The organism is Streptomyces sp. Q2, assembly GCF_056820935.1.
Genome location: NZ_JBXEJE010000052.1, coordinates 25,107 through 48,344 on the forward strand (window position 1 = coordinate 25,107; position 23,238 = coordinate 48,344).

Below are 23,238 nucleotides of genomic sequence, written 5' to 3' on the forward strand. Positions count from 1 at the left end.
CGCTCCGTCGGCCAGCGGACCTTCAATGGTCGGCACCATGGCTCTGCTGCCCCCCTTCATCCGCTCGTCCCGGACGCCCCGGGAGCCCTCGCGCCTCGGCCCGCTCCCCGCCGACGACGAGATCCTCCTCGACGCGCCCGACGACCGGCTCGGTCCCGCACTCGTCGCGGCCGCGCGGGGCGACTACGAGCCCGCCGCCCACCTGCTCGCCGCCACCCGCCTCGGCGCCGACTGGGAGAACCGCGATCGCTACGCGCGAAGACTCGCCGCCTTCGCCCGCTCCCGCGGCGAGTGGTACGAGGACTGGCGCAGGGCCGCGCCCACCGATCCCGACGCGCTGCTGATCGGCGCCCAGCTCGTGCTGGAGCACGCCTGGCAGTCACCGGCGCGGGCGGAACTGCTGCGCCAGGCGACCCCCTTGATCACGGCCGCCGCGCACGGCGACGACCGGGACCCGGTGCCGTGGCGGATCGCGCTGGACCACGCGCGCGGCGCGAACGCCGGGCACAAGTACTTCGAGCAGCTGTGGGAGGCGGCGGTCCGCCGTGCCCCGCACCACTACGGCTGTCATGTGGCCGCCCTGCGCTATCTCGCCGCCTCGTGGCACGGCTCCCACCACGCCTGCTTCGACTTCGCCGATCTGGCCGCGCAGGACGCTCCGGCCGACTCCCTGGTCCAGGCGCTGCCGGCCCGGACGGCCTTCTCCTACCTGACCGACGGCTGCGGCCCCGAGGTACCGGTCGAGCGACTGGACGCGGCGGCCGACCGGGCGATCGCGCTCTCCGCCCGGTTCCCGGCGGCCGACCCCTGGCCGGCCGAGGTGCGGAACAAGCTGGTGTACGTGCTGGTACGGCTGGAGCGCTGGACGGACGCCGAGGAGGAGCTGCACCGGATCGGCCCGTACGCCACCTCCTTCCCCTGGGACCGGTTCTCGGACGATCCGCTCGGCCGGTTCCTGGAGATCCGCGACGAGGTCCGCCGGAACACGGCTGCCGGCCATCCACGGAGTGAGCACGGCGGACGCGCCCACTCCGGCGACCATTAGGCTTTTGCGTCGTGACCACCGTCCGGCTTCCGCTCTTCCCCCTGAACTCCGTGCTGTTCCCGGGGCTCGTGCTGCCACTGAACATTTTCGAGGAGCGCTATCGCGCCATGATGCGCGAGTTGGTGAAGACACCCGAGGACGAACCACGCCGGTTCGCCGTGGTGGCGATCCGTGACGGCCACGAGGTGGCATCGACCGCACCCGGCATGCCGGACCAGACCGCCGTGGCCGAGCGCGGTGCCGCGGCCGGCTTCGGCGACGACCCGGTCAAGGCGTTCCACGGGTTCGGCTGCATCGCGGACGCCGCGACCATCCGGGAGGGGGCCGACGGCACCTTCGAGGTCCTGGCGACGGGCACCACCCGGGTACGGCTGCTGACGGTCGACGCGTCGGGCCCGTTCCTGACGGCGGAACTGGAGGAGCTGCCCGAGGACCCGGGTGAGGAGGCGGGCGCGCTGGCGGAGGGCGTGCTGCGGGCCTTCCGCCAGTACCAGAAGCGCCTCGCCGGCGCCCGCGAGCGCTCCCTGTCCACCGGCGCGGACCTGCCGGACGAACCGTCCGTGATCTCCTACCTCGTGGCCGCCGCGATGATGCTGGACGTCCCGACCAAGCAGCGCCTGCTCCAGGCCCCGGACACCGCGTCCCGGCTGCGCGACGAACTGAAAATCCTGCGCGCGGAGACGGCGATCATCCGTAACCTTCCGTCGTTGCCCGCGGCGGAACTGACGCGCGGCCCGACGAGTCTCAACTGACGTACGACCTCTGGGGAACAGGCGGAACCAGGCCGCGATGGCGAAGAAGTCGAAGAAGCAGCAGCAGGCGGGCGGCACGCCGGCGACGGTGGCCCTGACGGCCGCGGGAGTGCCGTACACGGTCCACTCCTACGACCACGACCCCGCGCACCCGTCGTACGGCGAGGAGGCGGCCGAGGCGATGGGCGTCTCGCCGGAGCGGGTCTTCAAGACGCTGGTCGCCGACGTCGACGGCACCCTGACCGTCGCCGTCGTTCCGGTGGCCGGCCAGCTGGACCTCAAGGCACTGGCGGCGGCGGTCGGCGGCAAGCGCGCCGCGATGGCCGACCCGGCACTCGCCGAACGCACCACCGGCTATGTCCGCGGCGGCATCTCCCCGCTCGGCCAGCGCAAGAAGCTCGCCACCGTCCTGGACGAGTCCGCCTCCGCCCACCCGACGATCTGCGTCTCGGCGGGCCGCCGCGGCCTGGAGGTCGAACTCTCCCCCGACGACCTGGCCAAGCTCACCGAAGCGGTGGTGGCCCCCATCGGGCGGGCGTGAGACCTGGGTCGATCGTCAGGCCTGCGGGGTCCCGTAGCCGTCCTTGGGAACCGGACCCTGCTGGTGGTCGTAAGGGTCCGGATCCCGGGGCCCGAAGAGCGCCGTCAGCCCCAGATGCATGACCAGCGCGGCCAGCGACCAGGCCATCAGGGCCCCCTTCGCCCCCAGCTTCAGCGGCGCCGAGAACGTGACCCCCTTGCCCACGTCCTTGGCATGCGCGATGACGTCCTGGGCGGGCCCCAGCCACACCCCGAGCCGCCACGCCAGCAGCGACGCGAGCAGCCCGCCGACGGTGAGCGCCACGACCAGCGGCACTCCGCCGCGCCTGCGCACGAGGAACACGGCCGACGCGCTCACCACGCCGAAGGCCAACGCCAGCAGAGTGAACGTTCCATCGACACCGACCGCCTGCTCGCCCTCGGTGTCCTGGAGGAAGACGACCCAGTTCCCCTGCTCGTCCAGACCGCCGACCAGCGGCACGTGCGGCGCCAGCCACCACCACAGCACCCCGAGCAGCACCCCGCCGAGCGCCACCGCCACCGTGACGACGGCGGCCTCCCGCACTTCCGTCTTCATCCCGGGACCGTCCTGTCCGTACGAACCGTGCGCGCCGTACGGGGCGTCCGGCGCGGGGGCCGCGTACCCGGGAGGGACGGACTGCCACGCGCTGTGCGAGGAGTGTTCGTGGGGCGGCGGAGGAGGAGTCAACGGTGCGGTCACCCTGACATCGTGCCAGGCCCGCCTGTGCGGCGCGTCATCGGACGGCCGCCCGGCGGTAGGCCCAGGTGGCGACGGCCAGCGAGACCACGCCGACCCCGGCGCACACGGCGAGGTCACCGAGCACGAACGCCCAGTCGGGGTGCGGCTCGAAGGTCCGCGCGAAGGCCTCGACGCCGTACGTCGACGGCAGCAGGTCCCGCGTGAACCGCACGGCCTCCGGCATCCGGTCCGCCGGCAGGACCCCGAGCAGGAGCGCCGCGGACATGCCCAGCTGTCCGAGCAGGGTGGCCAGTTCCGGACGCGGCGCGAGCAGCCCGAGCGCGGCCCCGAGCCCTGCGAGCGCGGCGCCCGCGAGCGGGATGACGGCCAGCAGCACCCACAGGTTCGCGAGCGGCAGCCCGAACAGCACGCATCCGAAGACCGCGGTGACCACGGTCCCCGGCACGGTGAAGGACGCGTACGCGCCCGCCGCCCCGAGCACCACGGCCGCCGGCGGCACGGGGAGCGTCGCGTAGTGGTCGAGGCCGCCGCTGGCGCGCAGCTGGCCGAAGTACTGGGCGAGCAGGTTCAGCGCGACGAAGGCGACGACGAGCACCGACGACCCGGCGACCACGGCCTGCGCCTCGCCCCCGCCGTCCACGACCCCCCGCATCAGGATCATGATCCCGACCGACTGGAAGGTCGCGACGAACAGCAGCGGGATCCGCGCCACCCGCGCGCGGGACAGCTGTGCCCGGTACACGGCCGCGAGCGCCGGCCACAGCCGTGCGCGCGGTCCGAGCTCGGCCGCTTCCCGGACCGTCTCCTCCACGGCCAGGACGCTGCCCGGCAGAGCCTCGGCGGGTACGACACTCACGTCGCGCGGCTCCCCTCTCTCGGTTGCACTCCGGCAGTCGTCGTGTTCGGTACGGATGCGGCGGTCACAGTACTCACGCCCGTGGGCGGTCGGCTCACGCCTTCACCAGCCCCTGTCGTGCGGCGCCGCCCAGCGCCAGGTACACGTCCTCCAGGCTCGGCGTGGTCAGCGTGAAGTCGTCCAGCGCGGCGAACGCGGCCCCGCCGGTGACCGTGGCGACGACCGTACGGGCCTCCTCCGGGGCGAGCCGCAGCGTCCAGCGGCGTCCGGACTCCACGGCCCGGTCCCGCAGCGCGGCCACCTCGGGCACGTGCAGCGGGGCGGACTCGCGCCACACCAGGTCGACCCGCACCTCGCCGGCGACCTGTTCCTTGAGTCCTGTGGGGGTGTCGCAGGCGATCACCCGTCCTTGGTCGAGCACGGCGACCCGGTCGAGGACCGTCTCGGCCTCGATGACGTTGTGGGTGACGAGCAGGACGGTCGTGCCGTGCTCGGCCCGGCGCCGGTCGACGGCGGACCACACCGCGCGTCGCGCCACGGGGTCCATGCCGCTGGTGGGCTCGTCGAGGACGAGCAGCGGCCGCGCCCCGACGAGCGCGGCGGCGAAGCAGGCGAGCCGGCGCTGTCCGCCGGAGAGTTTCCTGAGCGGCCGCCCGGCGAGCGGGGTGAGCCCCAGCTCGTCGAGTACGGCGTCCCGCTCGGCCCGTGCCTGCGCCGCCTCCAGCCCGCGCAGCCGTCCGGTGGTCTCGGCGGCGAGCGACACGGTCAGGTCGTCGAGGGCGGTGGACTCCTGCCCGAGGTAGGCGAGGATCCGCGAGGCCCGCTCCGGGTGCCGCACGATGTCGTGCCCGAGGATCTCGACACTGCCGCGGTCGGGCCGCATCAGCCCGGTCAGCTGCCGTACGAGGGTGGTCTTCCCGGCGCCGTTCGGTCCGAGGAGCCCGAAGATCTCGCCGCGCCTGATCTCCAGCCGTACGTCGTCGGTGGCCCTCACCTCGGGCGTTGCCGGCGTGCCGCGCCGCCCCCGAACGGCCGGATAGGTCTTGGTCAGCCCGCGCACGGCGCACACGACATCATCACTGTGTCGAAGTGCCGGTGTCGCGCGCGTACTCACAAGGCACGAGACTACGGGGTCCGGAACCCTGGTCCGCTCTCGGGTCGGTCCATAACGGCACAACCACCGGTAAAGATCTCACTCCCCGGCGGGCGCGTGTTCGGCGGCCGTCCGCACGTCGATCTCCCGCCAGAACCCGGCCCGGATCGCATACCGGTCGTGCTCGTCGATCTGGTCGTCCTTGTGCGCGAGCAGCCCGAACCGCGCGGCGTACCGCAGCAGCTCGCCGTCGATCCGGTGCGGGATCCGCGGGTACATCCCGGACAGTTTCTGCAGGTGGACCTGGTCCCCGAGGCGCTCCATCCAGCGCCGCGCGAACACCTGTCCGACCTCGAACGGGTCGCCGCCGACGGTCGTGATGTCCTCCTCCCGGTCGGCCCACCGCTGCTCCGCCGTGGTCACCTGGGCGAGCGTCGGCAGCGAGGCGACCTCGGGGGGCTCGACGGCGCCGCCGGGCCGGTCGACCCACCCTTTGTCTGAGGACCAGCGCAGGGTCGCGGTCTGCGGGGGCTGGGCGGGCTGCGGGCCGGGCGCGCGCAGCGCGGCCAGGTCCTTCGGCGTGGGCACGCCCTTGGCGGCGGGTGCCCGCTCCTGCGTGCCGTTCTCCGAGACGGCGGCCGCCGGGGCGTGCTCCTCCTCGACCGACCGCTCGGCCGCAGTGGAGTGCGCGGAGTGCGCGGACTCGGGCAGCGGCGCGGAGAGGATCGCGGCGATCTCGGGCCGCGGCACGGGCGGCGGCGCGCAGATCCCGCCGAGGTCCTTGGCACGTACGGCCTTGGTGATCCACGTGCGGTCCAGCACGCGCCGCTCGTCGGCCTCGGCGACCAGGTCCTCGGACTGGTTGTAGTCCCCGTCGGCGGCCTGCACGGCCCACAGGTGTACGGCGACCCCGTGCTCCTTGGCGGCCATCATGCCCGGCAGCAGGTCCCCGTCGCCGGTCACCAGGACGACGTCGGAGCAGGCGCGGTTGCGGGCCAGCTCGGTCAGCTCGGCGTGCATCGCGGCGTCCACGCCCTTCTGGGCCCAGCGTCCGTCGCTGCGGGTCAGGGCGCCCAGCCGGACGGTGACGCGGGGCATCACGCGCAGTCTGCGGTGCTCGGGCTGCGGGACGCGGTCGGGGGCGCCGTCGAACCAGTAGATGCGCAGCAGGGGCCGTTCCGTGTCGGACTCGGCGCGTTCACGCAGGCCCTGGACGAGGGCGGTGTGGTCGACGGTGATGCGGGACCGCGAGGGCTCCCCGGCGAGGAGACTGGCGGCGGCCCCCAGCAGATACCCGGCGTCCACCAGGACGATGCAGCGGTCCACGCGATCCACCCTCTTTCCGGGAGGTTTGCTTCGGGCTTCCTTCGAGTCTGCCCGACCGTGCGGGGGTTAACGGCCCGAACTCGATCTTCGGCGTGGCGTTTCGAGGTATCGCTCCCCGACCAACCCTGTCACAGACGGTAATTATCCGACATGCGCTCCTTGTCAGCCTATGTGAATCTGATCCCGGCCCTGGCCCCTAGATCCCCTTCAGGAGGCAGACACCATGGCCAAGAACAAGAACCGTGAACGTAAGCAGTCGCAGTCCGAGCGTGGCCACCAGACGGTCCAGCAGCCCACGGTGGACACGCAGCCCCCGTCTCACGCCCCGCAGGCGACTCCCGGCGACATGGCACGCAAGAGCCGCGAGAAGCGCTTCGGTCACAACTGACCTCCGCGTCACGGGCTGTTGCGGCCCGGCACACACCGAGGGGCGCACCCGATCATGGGCGCGCCCCTCGCGTACGTCAGTTGCTCGGCCGGTCAGCCGCTCAACCGGCCAGGCAGGACGGCCCCAGCAGCACCTTCAGATCGCCGAAGAGCGCCGGATCCGGCTTCACCCGATGCCGGTCCAGACGCAGCACGGTCGTCTTGCGCGGGCCCTGGAGCTTGATCCGCACCTCGCTGTCGCCCTTGTGGTGGCTGAGGATCTCGCCGAGCCGGCTGACCATCGGCGGGGTGACCCGGGTGGCCGGGATGGTGAGGATGACGGGGGCGTTGGTGCCCGCGTTCGACAGGTCCGGCACCTGGAGCTCCATCGCGACGAGGCGGGGCACGTCCTCGCGCTTGTCGAGACGGCCCTTGACGAACACCACGGCGTCCTCGACGAGTTGGGTCGACACGAGCTGGTAGGTCGCGGGGAAGAACATGCACTCGATGGAGCCGGCCAGGTCCTCGACCGTGGCGATGGCCCAGGCGTTGCCCTGCTTGGTCATCTTGCGCTGGAGGCCCGAGATGATGCCGCCGATGGTGACGACCGCGCCGTCGGAGTGCTCACCTCCGGTGAGCTGGGCGATGCCCGCGTCGGCCTTGTCGGACAGCACGTGCTCCAGGCCGAAGAGCGGGTGGTCGGAGACGTACAGACCGAGCATCTCCCGCTCCTGGGCGAGCAGATAGGCCTTGTCCCACTCGTCGGTCGTGAACTCCACGTCGAGTCCGAAGCCGGGCTCGCTCGTCTCCTCCTCGCCCATGCCGCCGAAGAGGTCGAACTGGCCCTCGGCCTCCTTGCGCTTGACCGCCACCACGTTGTCGATCATCGGCTCGAAGTGCGCGGTGAGGCCCTTGCGGGTGTGCCCCATGCTGTCGAAGGCGCCCGCCTTGATCAGCGATTCGGTGGTGCGCTTGTTGCAGACGACCGCCTCGACCTTGTCGAGGTAGTCGGGGAAGGACGCGTACTTTCCCTTGGAGTTGCGGCTCTTGATGATCGACTCGACCACGTTCGTACCGACGTTGCGCACCGCGGAGAGGCCGAAGAGGATCACGTCGTCGCCCTGCGCGGCGAAGTTGGACATCGACTCGTTGACGTTCGGCGGGAGCACCTTGATGCCCATGCGCCGGCACTCGTTGAGGTAGACGGCCGACTTGTCCTTGTCGTCCTTGACCGAGGTGAGCAGCGCGGCCATGTACTCGGCGGGGTAGTTCGCCTTCAGGTACGCCGTCCAGTACGAGACCAGTCCGTACGCGGCCGAGTGGGCCTTGTTGAACGCGTATCCGGCGAAGGGGACCAGCACGTCCCACAGGGCCTGGATGGCCTCGTCGCTGTACCCCTTCTTCTTGGCGCCCTCCTGGAAGAGGACGAAGTTCTTCGCCAGCTCGTCGGGCTTCTTCTTGCCCATCACGCGGCGGAGGATGTCGGCCTCGCCGAGCGAGTACCCGGCGATGATCTGGGCGGCCTTCTGGACCTGCTCCTGGTAGACGATCAGGCCGTAGGTGACGGCCAGGACCTCCTCGAGGGGCTCCTCCAGCTCCTTGTGGATCGGCGTGATCTCCTGGCGGCCGTTCTTGCGCTCCGCGTAGTTGATGTGCGAGTTCATGCCCATCGGGCCCGGCCGGTAGAGGGCCGAGACGGCGGAGATGTCCTCGAAGTTGTCGGGCTGCATCTGGCGGAGCAGCGAACGCATCGGGCCGCCGTCGAACTGGAAGACACCGAGGGTGTCACCGCGGCAGAGCAGTTCGAAGGTCTTGGGGTCGTCCAGCGGCAGGGCGAGCATCTCCAGATCGATGCCCTTGTTGGCCTTCACCATCTTGATGGCGTCGTCCATGATCGTGAGGTTGCGCAGGCCCAGGAAGTCCATCTTCAGCAGGCCCAGCGACTCGCACTGGGGGTAGTCCCACTGGGTGATGGTCACGCCGTCGGTGTGCCGCACCCAGATGGGGGCGTGGTCGACGATGGGTTCGCTGGACATGATCACGCCCGCCGCGTGCACACCCATCTGCCGGACCAGACCCTCGACGCCCTTGGCGGTGTCGATGACCTTCTTCACGTCCGGTTCGTTCTCGTACATCGCCCGGATCTCGCCCGCCTCGCTGTAGCGGGGGTGCGTGGGGTCGGTGATGCCGTTCAGGTCGATGCCCTTGCCGAGGACGTCGGCGGGCATCGCCTTGGTGAGGCGGTCGCCCATCGCGTACGGGTAGCCGAGCACGCGCGCGGAGTCCTTGATGGCGTTCTTCGCCTTGATCTTGCCGTAGGTGCCGATCATGGCGACCTTGTCGGCGCCGTACTTCTCGGTCACGTACCGGATCACCTCGACGCGCCGACGCTCGTCGAAGTCGATGTCGACATCGGGCATGGAGACGCGCTCGGGGTTGAGGAACCGCTCGAAGATCAGGCCGTGCGGGATCGGGTCGAGGTCGGTGATGCCCATGGCGTACGCGACGATCGAGCCGGCCGCGGAGCCTCGGCCGGGGCCGACCGCGATGCCCTGGTTCTTGGCCCACATGATGAAGTCGGCGACGACGAGGAAGTACCCCGGGAACCCCATCTGGATGATGACGTCCATCTCGTACTCGACCTGCTTCTGCCGGTCTTCCGGAATGCCGCCGGGGAAGCGGCGCTCCATGCCCCGGCGGACCTCCTCCTTGAACCAGGTGACCTCGGTGAAGCCCTCGGGGATGTCGAACTTCGGCATGAGGTTCTTCGCCTCGAACATGCCGGCCGTGTCGATCTGCTCGGCCACCAGGAGGGTGTTGGCGCAGCCCTCCTGCCAGGCGTCCGAGGAGTCGATGGCGTACATCTCGTCGGTGGACTTCAGGTAGTAGCCGGTGCCGTCGAAGCGGAAGCGGTCCGGGTCGGAGAGGTTCTTGCCGGTCTGGATGCACAGCAGCGCGTCATGCGCGACCGACTCGTGCGCGTACGTGTAGTGCGAGTCGTTGGTGACCAGCGGCGGGATGCCGAGCTTCTTGCCGATCTCCAGCAGTCCGTCGCGGACCCGGTGCTCGATCTCGATGCCGTGGTCCATCAGCTCCAGGAAGTACCGGTCCTTGCCGAAGATGTCCTGGTACTCGGAGGCCGCCTTCAGCGCCTCGTCGAACTGGCCGAGCCGCAGCCGGGTCTGGAGCTCGCCGGAGGGACAGCCGGTGGAGGCGATGAGCCCCTCGGACCACTGGGAGATGGTCTCCTTGTCCATGCGGGGCCACTTCTGCAGCCAGCCCTCGGCGTACGCGTCGGAGGAGAGCTTGAAGAGGTTGTGCAGGCCCTTCGCGTTGGCCGCCCAGATCGTCTTGTGGGTGTAACCACCCGAACCGGAGACGTCGTCCCGCTTCTGGTGCGGCTGGCCCCACTGGATCTTGCGCTTGTTGCGCCGGGACTCGGGCGCGACGTACGCCTCGATGCCGATGATCGGGGTGACCCCCGCCTTCTTCGCGGTGTGGAAGAAGTCGTACGCCCCGTGCAGGTTGCCGTGGTCGGACATCGCGATGTGGGTCATGCCCATCTCGTTGCACGCGTCGAACATGTCCTTGAGCCGCGCGGCACCGTCCAGCAGCGAGTACTGGGTGTGGACGTGCAGGTGCGTGAACGGCGGCTTTGACACGGCGTGGCCTCCATGGAAAACGCTCGGCGACAGGCTGCGGGCAGTCTGGGGGGACAGCGTCGAAGTCTATGCCTCGGCACTGACACCGGGAGGCGTCTCCCCCGTACCTTCAAGGAGGAGTCGCGGGGCACTCCCGCGTACCGTCGGACGTTGCAAGAAGACGGGCGATCCGCCCCCCATGTCACGCACCACCCGCACCAGGAGGCACCCAGCGATGTCGGTCCCGCAGCTCAACGACGAGCACCGCGGCGAGGAGATCCTCGCCGTTTTCGACACCGCCTTCGGGCAGCTCCTGGCCGCCGACCCGGCAGCGTTCCGCGTCAAGTTCCGCAAGATGGCGGCCTCGGCGTTCGCGTTCTACCGGGGCACGGCGTGCCTCTTCTACCACGACCTCGACGCCGAGAACGCCGGGCAGGGTGGGCAGGGTGGCGAGCGGATACTCCGTGGCCCGTATCTGGACGAGCGCACCTCCCGGGTGTGGATCCACGGCGACCTGCACGCGGAGAACTTCGGCACGTACATGGACGCCAACGGCCGGCTGATCTTCAACGTCAACGACTTCGACGAGGCGTACGTCGGCCCCTTCACCTGGGACCTGAAGCGCTTCTCCGCCTCCATCGCCCTGATCGGGTACGCGAAGGCGCTCGGCGACGACCAGATCACCGAGCTGGTGCGGGTGTACGCGGGTGCGTACCGCGAGCGGATCCACGCCCTGGCCACCGGCGCCAAGAGCGACGAGGTGCCGCCCTTCACCCTGGACACCGCCGAGGGCCCGCTCCTCGACGCGCTGCGCGACGCCCGCTCGCTGACCCGCTTCGGCCTGCTCGACTCGATGACGGAGATCCGTGACTTCGAGCGCCGCTTCGCCCCGGGCGGCGGCTCCATCGAACTGGACGCGGCCACCCGCTACAAGGTCCTCGCCGCTTTCGACGGCTACCTGGAGACGCTGCCGGACTCGTCCCTGGCCCGCCCCGACTCGTACCGCGTGAAGGACGTCGTCGGCCGCCGCGGCATCGGCATCGGCTCGGCCGGGCTGCCGTCCTACAACATCCTCCTGGAGGGCCACAGCGACGCCCTGGAGAACGACGTCGTGATCTACATCAAGCAGGCCCAGACCCCGGCCGTCTCCCGCCACATCACGGACCCGGCGATCCGGGACTACTTCCAGCACGAGGGCCACCGCACGGTGATCTCGCAGCGTGCCCTCCAGGCTCACGCCGACCCGTGGCTCGGCTGGACCGAGCTGGGCGGCTCGGGCCAGCTGGTCGCCGAGGTCTCGCCGTACGCCGTGGACCTCGACTGGGGCGACATCGACGACCCGGAGGAGATCGCCGGGGTCGTCGCCGACCTGGGCCGGGCCACCGCCACCATGCACGGGGCGGCGGACGACCAGTCCGGCGAGTCCCTGGTGCCCTTCTCCACCGAGCGGGCCATCGACGCGGCCCTCGCGGCGGACTCCGACGACGGCGCCGGCTTCGCGAACCTCCTGGTCGACTTCGCGCACGGCTACGGCGCACGCGCGCGCGCCGACCACCAGATCTTCGTGGACCTGTTCCGCAACGGCCGGATTCCAGGTCTGTGACGGAACGGCCGCGCACAGGAACCCTTTAGGGGTCCCTTACAGGCCCGCGTGACAGACTCTCCTCCGCTATGGACATATCCGGGACCCAGCTCAGAGCCGTGCGCGCGGCGCTGTTCACGGCACTCGTCGTGACGCTCAGCACCGCGTCGCACGTGCTGCTGTCCCGGACGCCGCTGCCGCTGAACACGGTGGCGGTGGTCGCCGCCGCCGTGTTCGCCCTGGCCTACGCGCTGGCCGGCCGCGAGCGCGGCTTCGGCCGGATCGCCGCCCTGCTGATCCCGCTGGAGCTGGCCGCCGACACCGTGTTCACCACCGGCCAGCACGTCTGCTACGGCGCCGCGGGCGGCCCGGTCACCGGCCCGCTGCGCTCCGTCGGCCTCGACCTGCTGTGCGGCGACGGCACCAGTGTCGGCGCCCCGCTGGCCCGGGTGACGGGCGCCGACCCGGACCGCCTCGGCGGTCTGCTCGCCCACGCCGATCCGGCGACAGCCTGGCTGCTGCTCGGCGCGCACCTGGGCGTCGGCCTCCTGGCCGCCGCCTGGCTGCGCCGCGGCGAGCGCGCGCTGGCCCAGTTGCTGCGGGCGATGACCGCGACCACCTTCCGGCCGCTGCTGCTGGCGGTCGCGGCGGTGGCCGTGACCGCGGGGCCGTCGCCCTCCGTGTGCCGCCCGCAGCGCCCCGGCCGCCGTACGAGCACCGCGCGCGAGCGGATCCTCGTGCACTCCCTGGGACGGCGTGGACCGCCGTGCTCGGTCGCTTTCGCCTGAGCACCACCAGTCCCCCTTACGTATCCCGCACACGACGTGTGCGCGTCCCCTTACGGAGATCACCCATGGCAAAGCGGAACAGCCAGGCCGCGAAGACCGCAGCCCGCGAGCGCCTGCGCCAGGAGCGCGAGCGCCAGGCCAAGCGCAACAAGGTCAAGCGGCAGGTCATCGTCGCCGGTTCCATAGTCGCCGTCCTGGCGATAGCCGGCGGCATCGGCTACACGGTCGTCCAGGGCAACAAGCCCGGTTACTGGGACGCCGCCAAGGACGACAAGCTCGTCAAGCCGGCCAACACCACGGGCACGAACGGCACGACCGTCGTCATCGGCAAGAGCAGCGCCAAGAAGACCCTGGTCATGTACGAGGACCCGCGCTGCCCGGTCTGCGCCCAGTTCGAGCAGACCGTCGGCACGACGGTGGACAAGGGCGTCGAGGACGGCACCTACAAGGTGCAGTACGTCGGCGCCAGCTTCCTCGACAACGGCCTGGGCGGCGAGGGCTCCAAGAACGCCCTCAGCGCCATGGGCGCCGCGCTCGACGTCAGCCCCGAGGCCTTCCTCGAGTACAAGACCGCCCTGTACTCGACGAAGTGGCACCCGGAGGAGAACGACGACAAGTTCAAGGACGACGCCTACCTCATCAAGGTGGCCGACACGGTCTCCGCGCTCAAGGGCAACACGAAGTTCCAGAGCGCCGTGAAGAACGGCACCTACGACAAGTGGGCGCTGGAGATGTCGGCGAAGTTCGACGACAGCGGCGTGACCGGCACCCCGACCCTGAAGATGGACGGCAAGACGCTGACCGGCTCCGACGGCAAGAACGCGCCGATGACGGTCGCCGACTTCAACACGGCGATCCAGGCGGCCCTCAAGGCCTGACCCGGACGCCGCTCGAAGAGCGACCGTCGGACAAAGAGCGGGCGAACTTTCGCGAGTTCGCCCGCTCTCGTGCATACCGATCAGTAACCTGATCGGCCGTGACCAGACGACACAGAGCATCCGAGCAAGTCAACTCCCTGTCCCCGCGCCGCCGTACGGTCGTCAAGGCCGCGGCCGCCACCGCCGTCCTGGCCGGCCCCCTGGCCGCCGCCCTGCCCGCCCGGGCCGCCACGGACTCCCCCGCCTTCCTGCACGGCGTCGCCTCCGGCGATCCCCTGCCGGGCGGCGTCCTGCTGTGGACCCGGGTGACGCCCACCGCCGAGGCGATACCGGGCTCCGGGCTCGGCCCGGACACCTCGGTCGACTGGGTCGTCGCCAGGGACAAGGCGCTGACGAACATCGTCGCCAAGGGCTCGGTCACCGCGACCGCCGCCTCGGACCACACCGTCAAGGCGGACGTACGCGGCCTGGAACCCGCCACCGACTACTGGTTCCGCTTCTCCGCCGGGGGCACCGACTCCCCCGTCGCCCGCACCCGCACCGCCCCGGCCGCCGACGCCGCCGTCGCGAACCTCCGCTTCGGCGTGGTCTCCTGCGCCAACTGGGAGGCCGGCTACTTCTCGTCGTACCGCCATCTCGCGGCCCGCGGCGACCTGGACGCCTGGCTGCACCTGGGCGACTACATCTACGAGTACGGCACCGGCGAGTACGGGACGCGCGACACCGTGGTCCGGCCGCACGCGCCCGCGCACGAGATCCTCACCCTGGCCGACTACCGCATCCGGCACGGACGTTACAAGACCGACGCCGACCTCCAGGCCCTGCACGCCGTCGCTCCCGTCATCGCCATCTGGGACGACCACGAGTTCGCCAACGACGCCTGGTCAGGCGGGGCCGAGAACCACACCGAGGGTGCCGAGGGCGCCTGGTCGGCGCGTCAGGCAGCCGCCAAGCAGGCCTACTTCGAGTGGATGCCGGTGCGCACCGCGATCGCCGGCACCACCTACCGGCGGCTGCGCTTCGGCAAGCTCGTCGACCTCTCGCTCCTGGACCTGCGCTCCTTCCGCTCGCAGCAGGCCGCCGTCGGCAACGGCTCGGTCGACGACCCGGACCGCACGCTCACCGGCCGCGCCCAGCTCGACTGGCTGAAGGCCGGGCTCAAGACGTCCGACACCACCTGGCGGCTGATCGGCAACTCCGTGATGATCTCGCCGTTCGCGATCGGCTCCCTCGCCGCCGACCTGCTCAGACCGCTCGCCGAACTGCTCGGCCTGCCGAAGGAGGGCCTCGCCCTCAACACCGACCAGTGGGACGGCTACACCGACGACCGCCGCGAACTGCTGGCCCATCTGCGCTCGAACGCCATCCGCAACACCGTCTTCCTGACCGGCGACATCCACATGGCGTGGGCCAACGACGTACCGGTGGACGCCGGCACCTACCCGCTGTCCGCCTCGGCGGCCACGGAGTTCGTCGTCACCTCCGTCACCTCCGACAACCTCGACGACATCGTGAAGGCCCCCGAGGGCACGATCTCCGCGGTCGCCGCGCCGATCATCAAGGCCGCCAACCGGCACGTCCACTGGGTCGACACCGACCGCCACGGCTACGGCGTCCTGGACATCACGGCCGCCCGCGCGCAGATGGACTACTACGTCCTGTCCGACCGCACCAGGCCGGACGCGACCTCGGCCTGGGCCCGCTCGTACCGCACGCGCAGCGGCACCCAGAAGGTGGAGCGGACGTACGACCCCGTGTAGCCGCGCAGCACGGGCTCTACAGACTGTCGAGGAAACCGAGCGCCACCCGCCAGGTGGCCTCGGCGGCCTCCTCGTCGTAGTCGGGCAGGTCGGGGTCGGTGTACAGGTGGCCGGCCCCGGCGTACCGGTACACCTCCACGTCCGCGCCCGCTCTGCCCATCTGGAGGTACCAGGCGCTCAGCCAGTCGTCGGTCTCGAAGGGGTCCGGCTCGGCGACGTGCAGCTGCACGGGCAGCTCGTCCACGGTCGCGTTCGCCGCGATGTCCGACGTGCCGTGCAGGAGCAGCAGGCCACGCGCCTTCTCGTCACCGAGCGCGAGGGTCTGCGCGACGGACGCGCCGAGGGAGAACCCGGCGTAGACCAGTCCGCGTTCCGAGTAGGGCGCGGCGGCCAGGACGGCGCGCTTGAGCAACTCGTCCTTGCCGATCCCGTCGTTGAAGGCCATGCCCTCCTCGACCGTCTCGAACGTACGCCCCTCGAAGAGGTCCGGCGTCCACACCTCGTGTCCGGCCGCGCGCAGCCGGTCCGCCGCGGCGCGCACCGCGGGCCTGAGACCGAAGGTCGAGTGAAAGAGCACGATGTTCATGAGGCCATGGTGCCAGCCGGGTACGACAACGCAGGTCACGGCCGCGATNGGCCGCGCGCAGCCGGTCCGCCGCGGCGCGCACCGCGGGCCTGAGACCGAAGGTCGAGTGAAAGAGCACGATGTTCATGAGGCCATGGTGCCAGCCGGGTACGACAACGCAGGTCACGGCCGCGATCTTCGCCCCGTGCCACGGCCGTACCCACCTTGAGCGCGAAGTCACATGTTCATGAACGCCCGAGGCCGGTTACGTTCGTGGGCATGGAGAATCTACTCCGCCCACTGATCGTGGTCGGCGGGTCGGTCGCCCTCACCCTGGTCATCGGCTGGGCGACCGATCTGTTGCTGCGCAAGGCCGACGCACGGCATCACGAGACCCCCCTGTGGGGTCTGCTGCGCCGTGGCCGTATCCCCTACCAACTCGTGCTCTGCGCGGCCATGCTGAGAGGGTCGTACGACGAGGCGAAGCTTCTGGAACGGCACAGCATCGGCATCGGCCGTACCCTCACGCTGGTGCTGATCGGGGCAACGGCGTGGCTGGTGATCCGGATCGCCGCCGCGATAGTGGAGACGACGTACACCCGCTATGCGCGCGCCCACCGCGACCCGGCCCGGGTCCGGCGCGTCCGTACCCAGGTGTCGCTGATCATGCGCGTGGTCTCCGCGACCGTCGGCGTGGTGGCCGTGGCCACGATGCTGCTGACGTTCCCGGCGTTCCGCGCGGCGGGCGCCTCGCTGCTGGCCTCGGCCGGAATCCTCGGCATCGTCGCCGGTGTCGCCGCCCAGTCGACGCTCAGCAACATGTTCGCGGGGTTCCAGATCGCCTTCGGCGACATGGTGCGCATCGGCGACACCGTCGTGGTGGACGGCGAGTGGGGCACGGTCGAGGAGATCACGCTGACCTTCCTGACCGTACGGACCTGGGACGAGCGCCGGATCACCATGCCCGTCTCGTACTTCACGTCCAAGCCGTTCGAGAACTGGTCGCGCGGCACCCCCCAGATGACCGGCATCGTCTTCTGGCACGTCGACCACACCGCGCCGGTGGACACGATGCGCGACAAGCTCCGCGACATCCTGCGCGAGTGCCCCGCCTGGGACGGCCGCGCCTACGGCCTGGACGTGACGGACACCACCCCGAACACCATGCAGGTGCGGGCGCTGATGACCGCCAAGGACGCCGACGACATCTGGACGGTCCGCGTCACGGTCCGCGAACAGATGATCCGCTGGCTGGCCACGGAACACCCGTACGCCCTCCCCCGGGTCAACACGGCGGACGCGTACCTGCCCCCGAGCCGCACGAACGGCCGCCCCCACCGGGACGACCTCGCGCGCGACGGGGTGGCCGCGAGCCGCGGCTACGAGTCACCGCGCTCGGGCGGCTGACCCGGCGAAGCACGAACGGGCAGCCGCCGCCGACGAGCAACCCCCACAGGAGGGCCCGCCCCCTCGACCAACTGGAAACGGTGGTGCGCGGGTGGGAAACCAACAGGGCAATTCCCACCCGCCCGCACCCGACACATCACCGCAAACTCCGCACATCCAGATGCCGCAGCACCCGATCCACCACCTCCGGATCCGCCCCCGCCTCACTCCGCGCCGCCAGCACCTCATGCCGGGCCGCGCTCAACATCTCCCCCTGGATCCGCCGCACCCGCTTGAGCCTGCGCACCCGCTGCTCATGCGCCTCCCGCCGCTCGTCCTCCACCACCTCCGGACTGATCCGCACGCCGATATCGTGGGCCCGCCGCAGCATCTGCTCGGACAACTCCTCCGGCAGCTCCTCCGCAGCCTCGATCTCGCGGAGCCTGCGCTTCGCCGCCTTCGCCGCCCGCACGGCCAGCGCCTTCTCGAACTCCTTCTCCCGGTCCGTGTCGGCCTGCACACCCAGTCGCCTCACCAGCCACGGCAGGGTCAGCCCCTGCAGCACCAGGGTGGCCATGATCACTCCGAACGCGATGAACACGATCTCGTCCCGGTCGGGAAAGGCCGAACCGTCATCGGTCTGCAGGGGAATCGCCAACGCCAGCGCCACCGACGCCACTCCTCGCATCCCGGACCACCACATGACGACGGTCTCCCGCAGACTCATCGGAATGTCCTCGTCGTGGTCCCGCCTCGCATGCAGCCGCTTGGTGAGCCAGGTGGCCGGCAACAGCCACAGCAGCCGTACGAGCACGACCACACCCACGATCGCCGCCGCCCACCCGAGCATCTCGCCCCACCGTCCGGACGCGGTCCGGATCGCGTTGTGCAGCTCGAGACCGATCAGCCCGAAGGCGACCCCGGTGACCAGCGTGTCGACGATGTCCCAGAAGGTGTGCCCGGCCAGCCGTGTCAGCACGTCGTCGGGATCGGTGGCGTACTCGGCGAGGAACAGCGCGGTCGTGAGCACGGCCAGCACCCCGGACCCGCGGAACTCCTCGGCCAGCACGTACGAGGCGAACGGCACCAGCAGCGTCATCCCGATCTGCAGGGTGGGGTCCCCGAGCAAATCCATCAGCTTGTTGGCGCCCCACCCCAGCACGATCCCGACGACCACCGCCACCACGGCGGACAGCACCAGGTCCAGCCCGGCCCGCCACGGCGAGAAGGTCCCGCTCACGGCCGCGGTGATCGCCACGTGGTACAGCACGATGGCCGTCACGTCGTTGAAGAGCCCCTCGCCCTCCAGGATGGACACCAGCCGCCGCGGCAGCCCGAGTTGGCCCGCGACGGCGGTCGCGGCGACCGGGTCGGGCGGCGCGACCAGCGCGCCGAGCGCCACGGCGGCGGCCACCGGCAGCCCCGGCACGATCGCGTTCGCGACGGCGGCCACACACACCGTGGTGACGAACACCAGCGCCACGGCCAGCAGGAAGATCGGCCGGATGTTGGCGGTGAACTGCCGCCAGGAGGTGCGCCGTACGGCCGCGTACAGCAGCGGCGGCAACAGCAGGGGCAGGATGAGTTCCGGCGGGATGCTGACGTTCGGCACGAAGTCGAGCAGCGCGAGGACTATCCCGAGGAGCGTCATCAGCACCGGCGCCGGCAGTTTCAGCCGGTCCCCGACCGGGACGCTCATCACGGCCCCGAGCAACAGCACGAACAGCAGGGCCAACTGATCCACGGTCAGGCTCCGGGGCGTCTCGGCGTTCACACAGCAGACCTCAAGCCTGCCACGCCACCGTGTTCACCGGCCGTTCGACGCCCTCGCCACAGCAGGCACGGCGGCTACAGCACGCGCCGCATCGCCCGGTGCGGCATCCCGGCGTCCGGGAACTCCGGGCCGTACGCCACGTATCCCAACCGCTCGTAGAACCCGAGCGCGTGTGTCTGGGCGTGCAGGTCCACCGCCGCGAGGCCACGCGCGCGTGCCGCGTCCTCGACGGCGCCTACCAGAGCGGCCCCTATGCCCAGGCCTCGTGCGTCCTGCGTCACGGCGAGCCGCCCCAGCGATCCCACCGACAGGTCGCCGTCTGTCTTGGCGGCGGCCGCCTCGCCGTACAGCAGCCGCCCGGTCCCGAGCGGCGTCCCGTCCTCCCGGACCGCCAGCACATGCACGGCGCCGGCGTCGTACGCGTCGTACTCCAGGTCGGCGGGGACCCCCTGCTCGCCGACGAAGACCTCCTTGCGGACCGCGAAGCACGCCTCACGGTCGGCGAGGTCCTCGGCGACCCGCACGAGGTACGCGGAGCTCACGCGTAGGTCTCCTCGCGGACCTGGTCCAGGGCCTGCTGCAGGTCGTCCGGGTAGCCGCACTCGAACTCCACCCACTGGCCGTCCCCGGGGTGCTCGAAGCCCAGCCGTACGGCGTGCAGCCACTGGCGGGTCAGGCCGAGCCGCTTGGCGAGCGTGGGGTCGGCGCCGTACGTCAGGTCGCCGACGCACGGGTGCCGGTGAGCGGCCATGTGGACGCGGATCTGGTGGGTGCGGCCGGTCTCCAGCTTCACGTCGAGCAGGGAGGCCGCACGGAACGCCTCGATGAGGTCGTAGTGCGTGATGGACGGCTTGCCCTCGGCCGTGACCGCCCACTTGTAGTCGTGGTTCGGGTGCCGGCCGATGGGCGCGTCGATGGTGCCACTGGTCGGGTCCGGGTGGCCCTGGACGAGCGTGTGGTAGCGCTTGTCGACCGTGCGCTCCTTGAACTGGCGCTTGAGCGAGGTGTACGCGTACTCGGACTTCGCCACGACCATCAGGCCGGACGTGCCCACGTCCAGACGGTGCACGATGCCCTGACGCTCGGCGGCGCCCGAGGTGGAGATCCGGTACCCGGCGGCGGCGAGCCCGCCGATCACGGTCGTCCCACTCCAGCCGGGGCTGGGGTGCGCGGCCACGCCGACCGGCTTGACGATCACGACCACGTCGTCGTCGTCGTGCACGATCTCCATGCCCTCGACCGGTTCGGCGACGATCTGCACCGGCGCGGGCGCCTGCGGCATCTCGACCTCCAGCCAGGCCCCGCCGTGCACCCGCTCGGACTTCCCGACCACCGAGCCGTCGACCGTGACCTTCCCCGCCGCGGCGAGCTCGGCGGCCTTCGTACGGGAGAAGCCGAACATGCGGGAGATGGCGGCGTCGACACGCTCGCCCTCCAAGCCGTCGGGCACGGGCAGGTTTCGGATCTCGGGAATCGTGCTCACCCGTCGAGTATGCCGGACAGGTCCGGCACTCTCGTACGAGAGTGCGCGGTCCTCAGTCCTTGTGGACGGTGCCGTCGGGGTCGAGACCCTTGAACGACAGCAGCACGATCAGGATGCCGCCGCACACGATCGCCGAGTCGGCCAGGTTGAAGACGGCGAAGTGCTTGGGCGCGATGAAGTCCACGACCGCGCCCTCGAACACGCCCGGCGAGCGGAAGATCCGGTCGGTGAGATTGCCGAGCGCACCGCCGAGCAGCAGGCCGAGCGCGATCGCCCAGGGCAGGCTGTAGAGCTTGCGGGCGAGACGGGCGATGACCACGATCACGGCCGCCGCGATCACCGTGAAGATCACGGTGAAGGCCTCGCCGAAGCCGAAGGCCGCGCCCGCGTTGCGGATCGCCTCGAACTTCAGCCAGTCCCCGATGATCTCGATCGGCGCGTGGTGCTCCAGCTTCGCGACCACGATCATCTTGCTGATCAGGTCGAGGGCGTACGCGAAGGCCGCGACGGCGAACAGCACGGCGATCCGCCGCCTGCCCCGGGGCCGCTCGGCCCCCGCGGCGGTCTCCGACGCGTCCGCGGCGTGCTCCTCGGACTGCTCCGGCCCGCCTCCCGCCGCCTCTGGGATATCCGGCGTACCGATGATGCGCTCCGCCTCTGCCACGTGAGTCCCTCAACCTAGGTACCTGACTGAGGACGAGGGTACGACACGCCCCCAGGCGGCGAGGTGATCAGTACCGGCGTTCCTGCTTCTGCTTGCACTCCACGCACAGGGTGGCCCGCGGGAAGGCCTGCATGCGGGCCTTGCCGATGGGGTTGCCGCAGTTCTCGCACAGGCCGTAGGTGCCCGCGTCGAGCCGTTGCAGGGCGCGCTCGGTCTGGATGAGCATCTCGCGCGCGTTGGCCGCGAGAGCCATCTCGTGCTCGCGCGTGATGTTCTTCGTGCCGGTGTCCGCCTGGTCGTCGCCGGCGCCGTCCCCGGAGTCCCGCATCAAGCCCACCAGGGACTGTTCGGACGAGGTGATCTCGTCGCTCAGCCGCGTCGCCTCGGACGACAGTTCTGCGCGCGCCTCCGCGACCTCTTCCGGCGTCCATGGGTCCTCGCCGGGGCGTACCGCGAGCTCGCCGGGCTTCGCCGCGACGATCCGCGCCTTGGGCAGGGCGGTCTTCGCCGCCGTGGCCGTGCCAGGAGTCTTCTTCGCAACCACCGTCGTGGCTCCCGTCTGCTCCGCGGCCTGCGCCGCGCCCGCCTTCATGACCGTGCTCTTCTTGGCCGCAGTCGTCTTGGCTGCGCTCTTCGTGGAGGTGCTTTTACCAGTGCCGCTCCTCGCGGCACCGCTCTTGCGGTCAGCGGTCTTCTTCGCCCCGGTCTCCTTCGTGGCCACCGCCTTCGTGGCCGCCACCGTTCCGCCTGCGCCCTTACCGGCCGCGGCCTTCCCGCCCGTCTTCCTCACGGCCGCCGCCTTCCCGCGGGTCTCCGTCACAGCCCCGGCCTTCGTGGCCGCCGCCTTTCCGCCCGTCTCCTGCACGGCGGCCGCCTTCCCGTCCGCCACCTTCGTGGCTTCGGCCTTCGTGGCCGCCGCCTTTCCGCCCGTCTCCTGCACGGCGGCCGCCTTCCCGTCCGCCACCTTCGTGGCTTCGGCCTGCGTGGCCGCCACCGTCTTCCCCCCGGTCTTCTTCCCGCCCGACACCTTCGTAGCCGCCGCCTTATTGGCCGCCGTCTTCTTGGCCACGGCCTTCCTCGCCACCACCCCCCTCCTGCCGTCTCTCGCCTCCTTCGCCGCCGGTCTCTCCAGCCCTTCCTCCGCGGCCTCGGACGGGGCCGCCCCGGAAGCCGCCGCCTTCTTGGCAGCGGCCGTCTTCACCGATGCCGCCTTCTTCGGCACGGCCCTCTTGCCCCCCGTACCCGCACTCGCCCCCGCCCCCGTGCCCTTCGCGGCGGTCCTCTTCGCCGCCGTACCCACCGTCTTCACGGCCTTGGCTTCCCTCCCGGCCGCGCCCCTCTGCGTGCTCTTCTTCCCACCGACGTCCTTGGCCGCACCGCCGGAGGCTCCCGTGGACCCGGACGCCGACTGCTGTACGGCGGTCTTCTTCGCCACCATGGCCGCGCCCCCTTCACATATTGTGATCTTGCACGCGAATCGTGCTGGGACGATAAATCGACTTGAGTCTCGCGGCAACGGGGCGCACCGCCCGATTCGCCCGCCTCGCGAACGCCGCGCGGCAAACCTGCATGCGTTGTGCCCAGCTCCCCGCCGGGTAATCCGCCCAGCGGGGCATCCCACTGTGCGAACACGCGCCCCTCGCCATTCGGGTCATCCCGGCCCTCACCGAGCACCCGCCGACGGCCGCCGATAAAGCGGTCGGCCGCTGTCCCCGCGGCGCCGTACACTGGGCGGAGCGAAAAGCGTGGATGGGGACGAGTAGCGACGTACGCAGCCCAGAGCGACCCGGGGACGGTGGAAGCCCGGGGGCGAGCGCGACGTGAAGATCACCCCGGAGCCGCCGGAAGAAAGCCGTAGCCGAAAGAAGGCGGCCAGTAGACCCGGCATCGCGACCCCAATGAGGGGGCTCACCGGCGCGTACGGCGCACCGGAGAGCCAAGGAGGGTGGTACCGCGGGAGCGCGCCGAAGGCGGCGCAGGGAATGACACAGCTCTCGTCCCTCCGGACGGAACGCAGC

The 23,238-nt window shown here is 70.8% G+C and carries 20 protein-coding genes; 9 read left to right on the forward strand and 11 right to left on the reverse strand.

Annotated elements, in window-relative coordinates:
- Positions 1-25: 25 nt before the first annotated feature.
- From ACWBNA_RS40565 to ybaK, 3 genes are read left to right on the forward strand one after another with little or no spacing between them, the layout of a single operon-like run.
- A complete protein-coding gene (locus ACWBNA_RS40565) occupies positions 26-1,045 on the forward strand; it encodes a hypothetical protein (protein ID WP_482709586.1) in 1,020 nt (339 codons plus the stop codon).
- Between the two features lie 11 nt (positions 1,046-1,056).
- A complete protein-coding gene (locus tag ACWBNA_RS40570; protein ID WP_482709587.1) occupies positions 1,057-1,797 on the forward strand; it encodes an LON peptidase substrate-binding domain-containing protein in 741 nt (246 codons plus the stop codon).
- A 37-nt stretch (positions 1,798-1,834) separates the two neighbouring features.
- Positions 1,835-2,338 carry a Cys-tRNA(Pro) deacylase gene (gene ybaK, locus ACWBNA_RS40575; protein WP_482709588.1) on the forward strand — a complete coding sequence of 168 codons (504 nt, stop codon included), beginning with the start codon at positions 1,835-1,837 and terminating at the stop codon, positions 2,336-2,338.
- Between the two features lie 15 nt (positions 2,339-2,353).
- Here ybaK and ACWBNA_RS40580 read toward each other — a convergent pair whose 3' ends face one another.
- The 4 genes from ACWBNA_RS40580 to ACWBNA_RS40595 form a co-directional block, all read right to left on the reverse strand.
- Entirely contained in the window at positions 2,354-3,058 is a 705-nt protein-coding gene (locus tag ACWBNA_RS40580) for an AAA family ATPase (protein WP_482709589.1), read from the reverse strand.
- Between the two features lie 34 nt (positions 3,059-3,092).
- Positions 3,093-3,914, reverse strand: coding sequence for an ABC transporter permease (locus ACWBNA_RS40585; protein WP_482709590.1), 822 nt, complete (start codon positions 3,912-3,914; stop codon positions 3,093-3,095).
- A 94-nt stretch (positions 3,915-4,008) separates the two neighbouring features.
- The gene (locus ACWBNA_RS40590) at positions 4,009-4,983 is read right to left on the reverse strand and encodes an ABC transporter ATP-binding protein (RefSeq protein ID WP_482709592.1); all 975 of its coding nucleotides are present in this window, start codon (positions 4,981-4,983) and stop codon (positions 4,009-4,011) included.
- 123 nt (positions 4,984-5,106) lie between these two features.
- Positions 5,107-6,333: an NYN domain-containing protein gene (locus ACWBNA_RS40595; RefSeq protein ID WP_482709593.1), complete on the reverse strand. Its 1,227-nt coding sequence runs from the start codon at positions 6,331-6,333 to the stop codon at positions 5,107-5,109.
- 223 nt (positions 6,334-6,556) lie between these two features.
- On the opposite strand from ACWBNA_RS40595, the gene ACWBNA_RS40600 reads away from it, so the two are divergent.
- The gene (locus ACWBNA_RS40600; protein ID WP_482709594.1) at positions 6,557-6,721 is read left to right on the forward strand and encodes a hypothetical protein; all 165 of its coding nucleotides are present in this window, start codon (positions 6,557-6,559) and stop codon (positions 6,719-6,721) included.
- Between the two features lie 100 nt (positions 6,722-6,821).
- On the opposite strand, the gene dnaE is transcribed toward ACWBNA_RS40600, so the two are convergent.
- Positions 6,822-10,361 (reverse strand): DNA polymerase III subunit alpha, encoded by a 3,540-nt coding sequence (dnaE, locus tag ACWBNA_RS40605; protein WP_482709595.1) that lies wholly within the window; start codon positions 10,359-10,361, stop codon positions 6,822-6,824.
- 214 nt (positions 10,362-10,575) lie between these two features.
- On the opposite strand from dnaE, the gene ACWBNA_RS40610 reads away from it, so the two are divergent.
- The 4 genes from ACWBNA_RS40610 (at position 10,576) to ACWBNA_RS40625 (ending at position 15,348) form a co-directional block, all read left to right on the forward strand.
- Positions 10,576-11,943 (forward strand): DUF2252 domain-containing protein, encoded by a 1,368-nt coding sequence (locus ACWBNA_RS40610; protein ID WP_482709596.1) that lies wholly within the window; start codon positions 10,576-10,578, stop codon positions 11,941-11,943.
- 68 nt (positions 11,944-12,011) lie between these two features.
- Positions 12,012-12,710 (forward strand): hypothetical protein, encoded by a 699-nt coding sequence (locus ACWBNA_RS40615; RefSeq protein ID WP_482709597.1) that lies wholly within the window; start codon positions 12,012-12,014, stop codon positions 12,708-12,710.
- 65 nt (positions 12,711-12,775) lie between these two features.
- Positions 12,776-13,588: a thioredoxin domain-containing protein gene (locus ACWBNA_RS40620; RefSeq protein ID WP_482709598.1), complete on the forward strand. Its 813-nt coding sequence runs from the start codon at positions 12,776-12,778 to the stop codon at positions 13,586-13,588.
- A gap of 98 nt (positions 13,589-13,686) precedes the next feature.
- A complete protein-coding gene (locus ACWBNA_RS40625; protein WP_482709599.1) occupies positions 13,687-15,348 on the forward strand; it encodes an alkaline phosphatase D family protein in 1,662 nt (553 codons plus the stop codon).
- Positions 15,349-15,364: 16 nt separating this feature from the next.
- Here ACWBNA_RS40625 and ACWBNA_RS40630 read toward each other — a convergent pair whose 3' ends face one another.
- Positions 15,365-15,934 (reverse strand): dienelactone hydrolase family protein, encoded by a 570-nt coding sequence (locus ACWBNA_RS40630; RefSeq protein WP_482709601.1) that lies wholly within the window; start codon positions 15,932-15,934, stop codon positions 15,365-15,367.
- Positions 15,935-16,192: 258 nt separating this feature from the next.
- Between ACWBNA_RS40630 and ACWBNA_RS40635 the strand changes: the two genes are divergently transcribed.
- Entirely contained in the window at positions 16,193-17,320 is a 1,128-nt protein-coding gene (locus ACWBNA_RS40635; protein ID WP_482709603.1) for a mechanosensitive ion channel family protein, read from the forward strand.
- A gap of 136 nt (positions 17,321-17,456) precedes the next feature.
- Here ACWBNA_RS40635 and ACWBNA_RS40640 read toward each other — a convergent pair whose 3' ends face one another.
- From ACWBNA_RS40640 to ACWBNA_RS40660, 5 genes are all read right to left on the reverse strand, one after another.
- The gene (locus ACWBNA_RS40640) at positions 17,457-19,043 is read right to left on the reverse strand and encodes a Na+/H+ antiporter (RefSeq protein WP_482709604.1); all 1,587 of its coding nucleotides are present in this window, start codon (positions 19,041-19,043) and stop codon (positions 17,457-17,459) included.
- A 104-nt stretch (positions 19,044-19,147) separates the two neighbouring features.
- Positions 19,148-19,615, reverse strand: coding sequence for a GNAT family N-acetyltransferase (locus ACWBNA_RS40645; protein ID WP_482709605.1), 468 nt, complete (start codon positions 19,613-19,615; stop codon positions 19,148-19,150).
- Complete coding sequence (locus ACWBNA_RS40650; RefSeq protein WP_482709607.1) at positions 19,612-20,556, reverse strand: RluA family pseudouridine synthase; 945 nt, start codon at positions 20,554-20,556, stop codon at positions 19,612-19,614. The genes ACWBNA_RS40645 and ACWBNA_RS40650 overlap by 4 nt, the downstream gene beginning before the upstream one ends.
- A 52-nt stretch (positions 20,557-20,608) precedes the next feature.
- Entirely contained in the window at positions 20,609-21,220 is a 612-nt protein-coding gene (lspA, locus tag ACWBNA_RS40655; protein ID WP_482709608.1) for a signal peptidase II, read from the reverse strand.
- Positions 21,221-21,287: 67 nt separating this feature from the next.
- Complete coding sequence (locus ACWBNA_RS40660; RefSeq protein ID WP_482709609.1) at positions 21,288-22,658, reverse strand: TraR/DksA family transcriptional regulator; 1,371 nt, start codon at positions 22,656-22,658, stop codon at positions 21,288-21,290.
- Between the last annotated feature and the right edge of the window lie 580 nt (positions 22,659-23,238).

What these genes read in the sequence shown, in the direction of transcription:
- ACWBNA_RS40635 (WP_482709603.1), top strand. Translation starts at nt 16,193, where the DNA reads ATGGAGAATCTACTCCGCCCACTGATCGTGGTCGGCGGGTCGGTCGCC.
- ybaK (WP_482709588.1), top strand. Translation starts at nt 1,835, where the DNA reads ATGGCGAAGAAGTCGAAGAAGCAGCAGCAGGCGGGCGGCACGCCGGCG.
- ACWBNA_RS40630 (WP_482709601.1), bottom strand. Translation starts at nt 15,934, where the DNA reads ATGAACATCGTGCTCTTTCACTCGACCTTCGGTCTCAGGCCCGCGGTG.
- ACWBNA_RS40610 (WP_482709596.1), top strand. Translation starts at nt 10,576, where the DNA reads ATGTCGGTCCCGCAGCTCAACGACGAGCACCGCGGCGAGGAGATCCTC.
- ACWBNA_RS40660 (WP_482709609.1), bottom strand. Translation starts at nt 22,658, where the DNA reads ATGGTGGCGAAGAAGACCGCCGTACAGCAGTCGGCGTCCGGGTCCACG.
- ACWBNA_RS40615 (WP_482709597.1), top strand. Translation starts at nt 12,012, where the DNA reads ATGGACATATCCGGGACCCAGCTCAGAGCCGTGCGCGCGGCGCTGTTC.
- ACWBNA_RS40620 (WP_482709598.1), top strand. Translation starts at nt 12,776, where the DNA reads ATGGCAAAGCGGAACAGCCAGGCCGCGAAGACCGCAGCCCGCGAGCGC.
- ACWBNA_RS40565 (WP_482709586.1), top strand. Translation starts at nt 26, where the DNA reads ATGGTCGGCACCATGGCTCTGCTGCCCCCCTTCATCCGCTCGTCCCGG.
- ACWBNA_RS40600 (WP_482709594.1), top strand. Translation starts at nt 6,557, where the DNA reads ATGGCCAAGAACAAGAACCGTGAACGTAAGCAGTCGCAGTCCGAGCGT.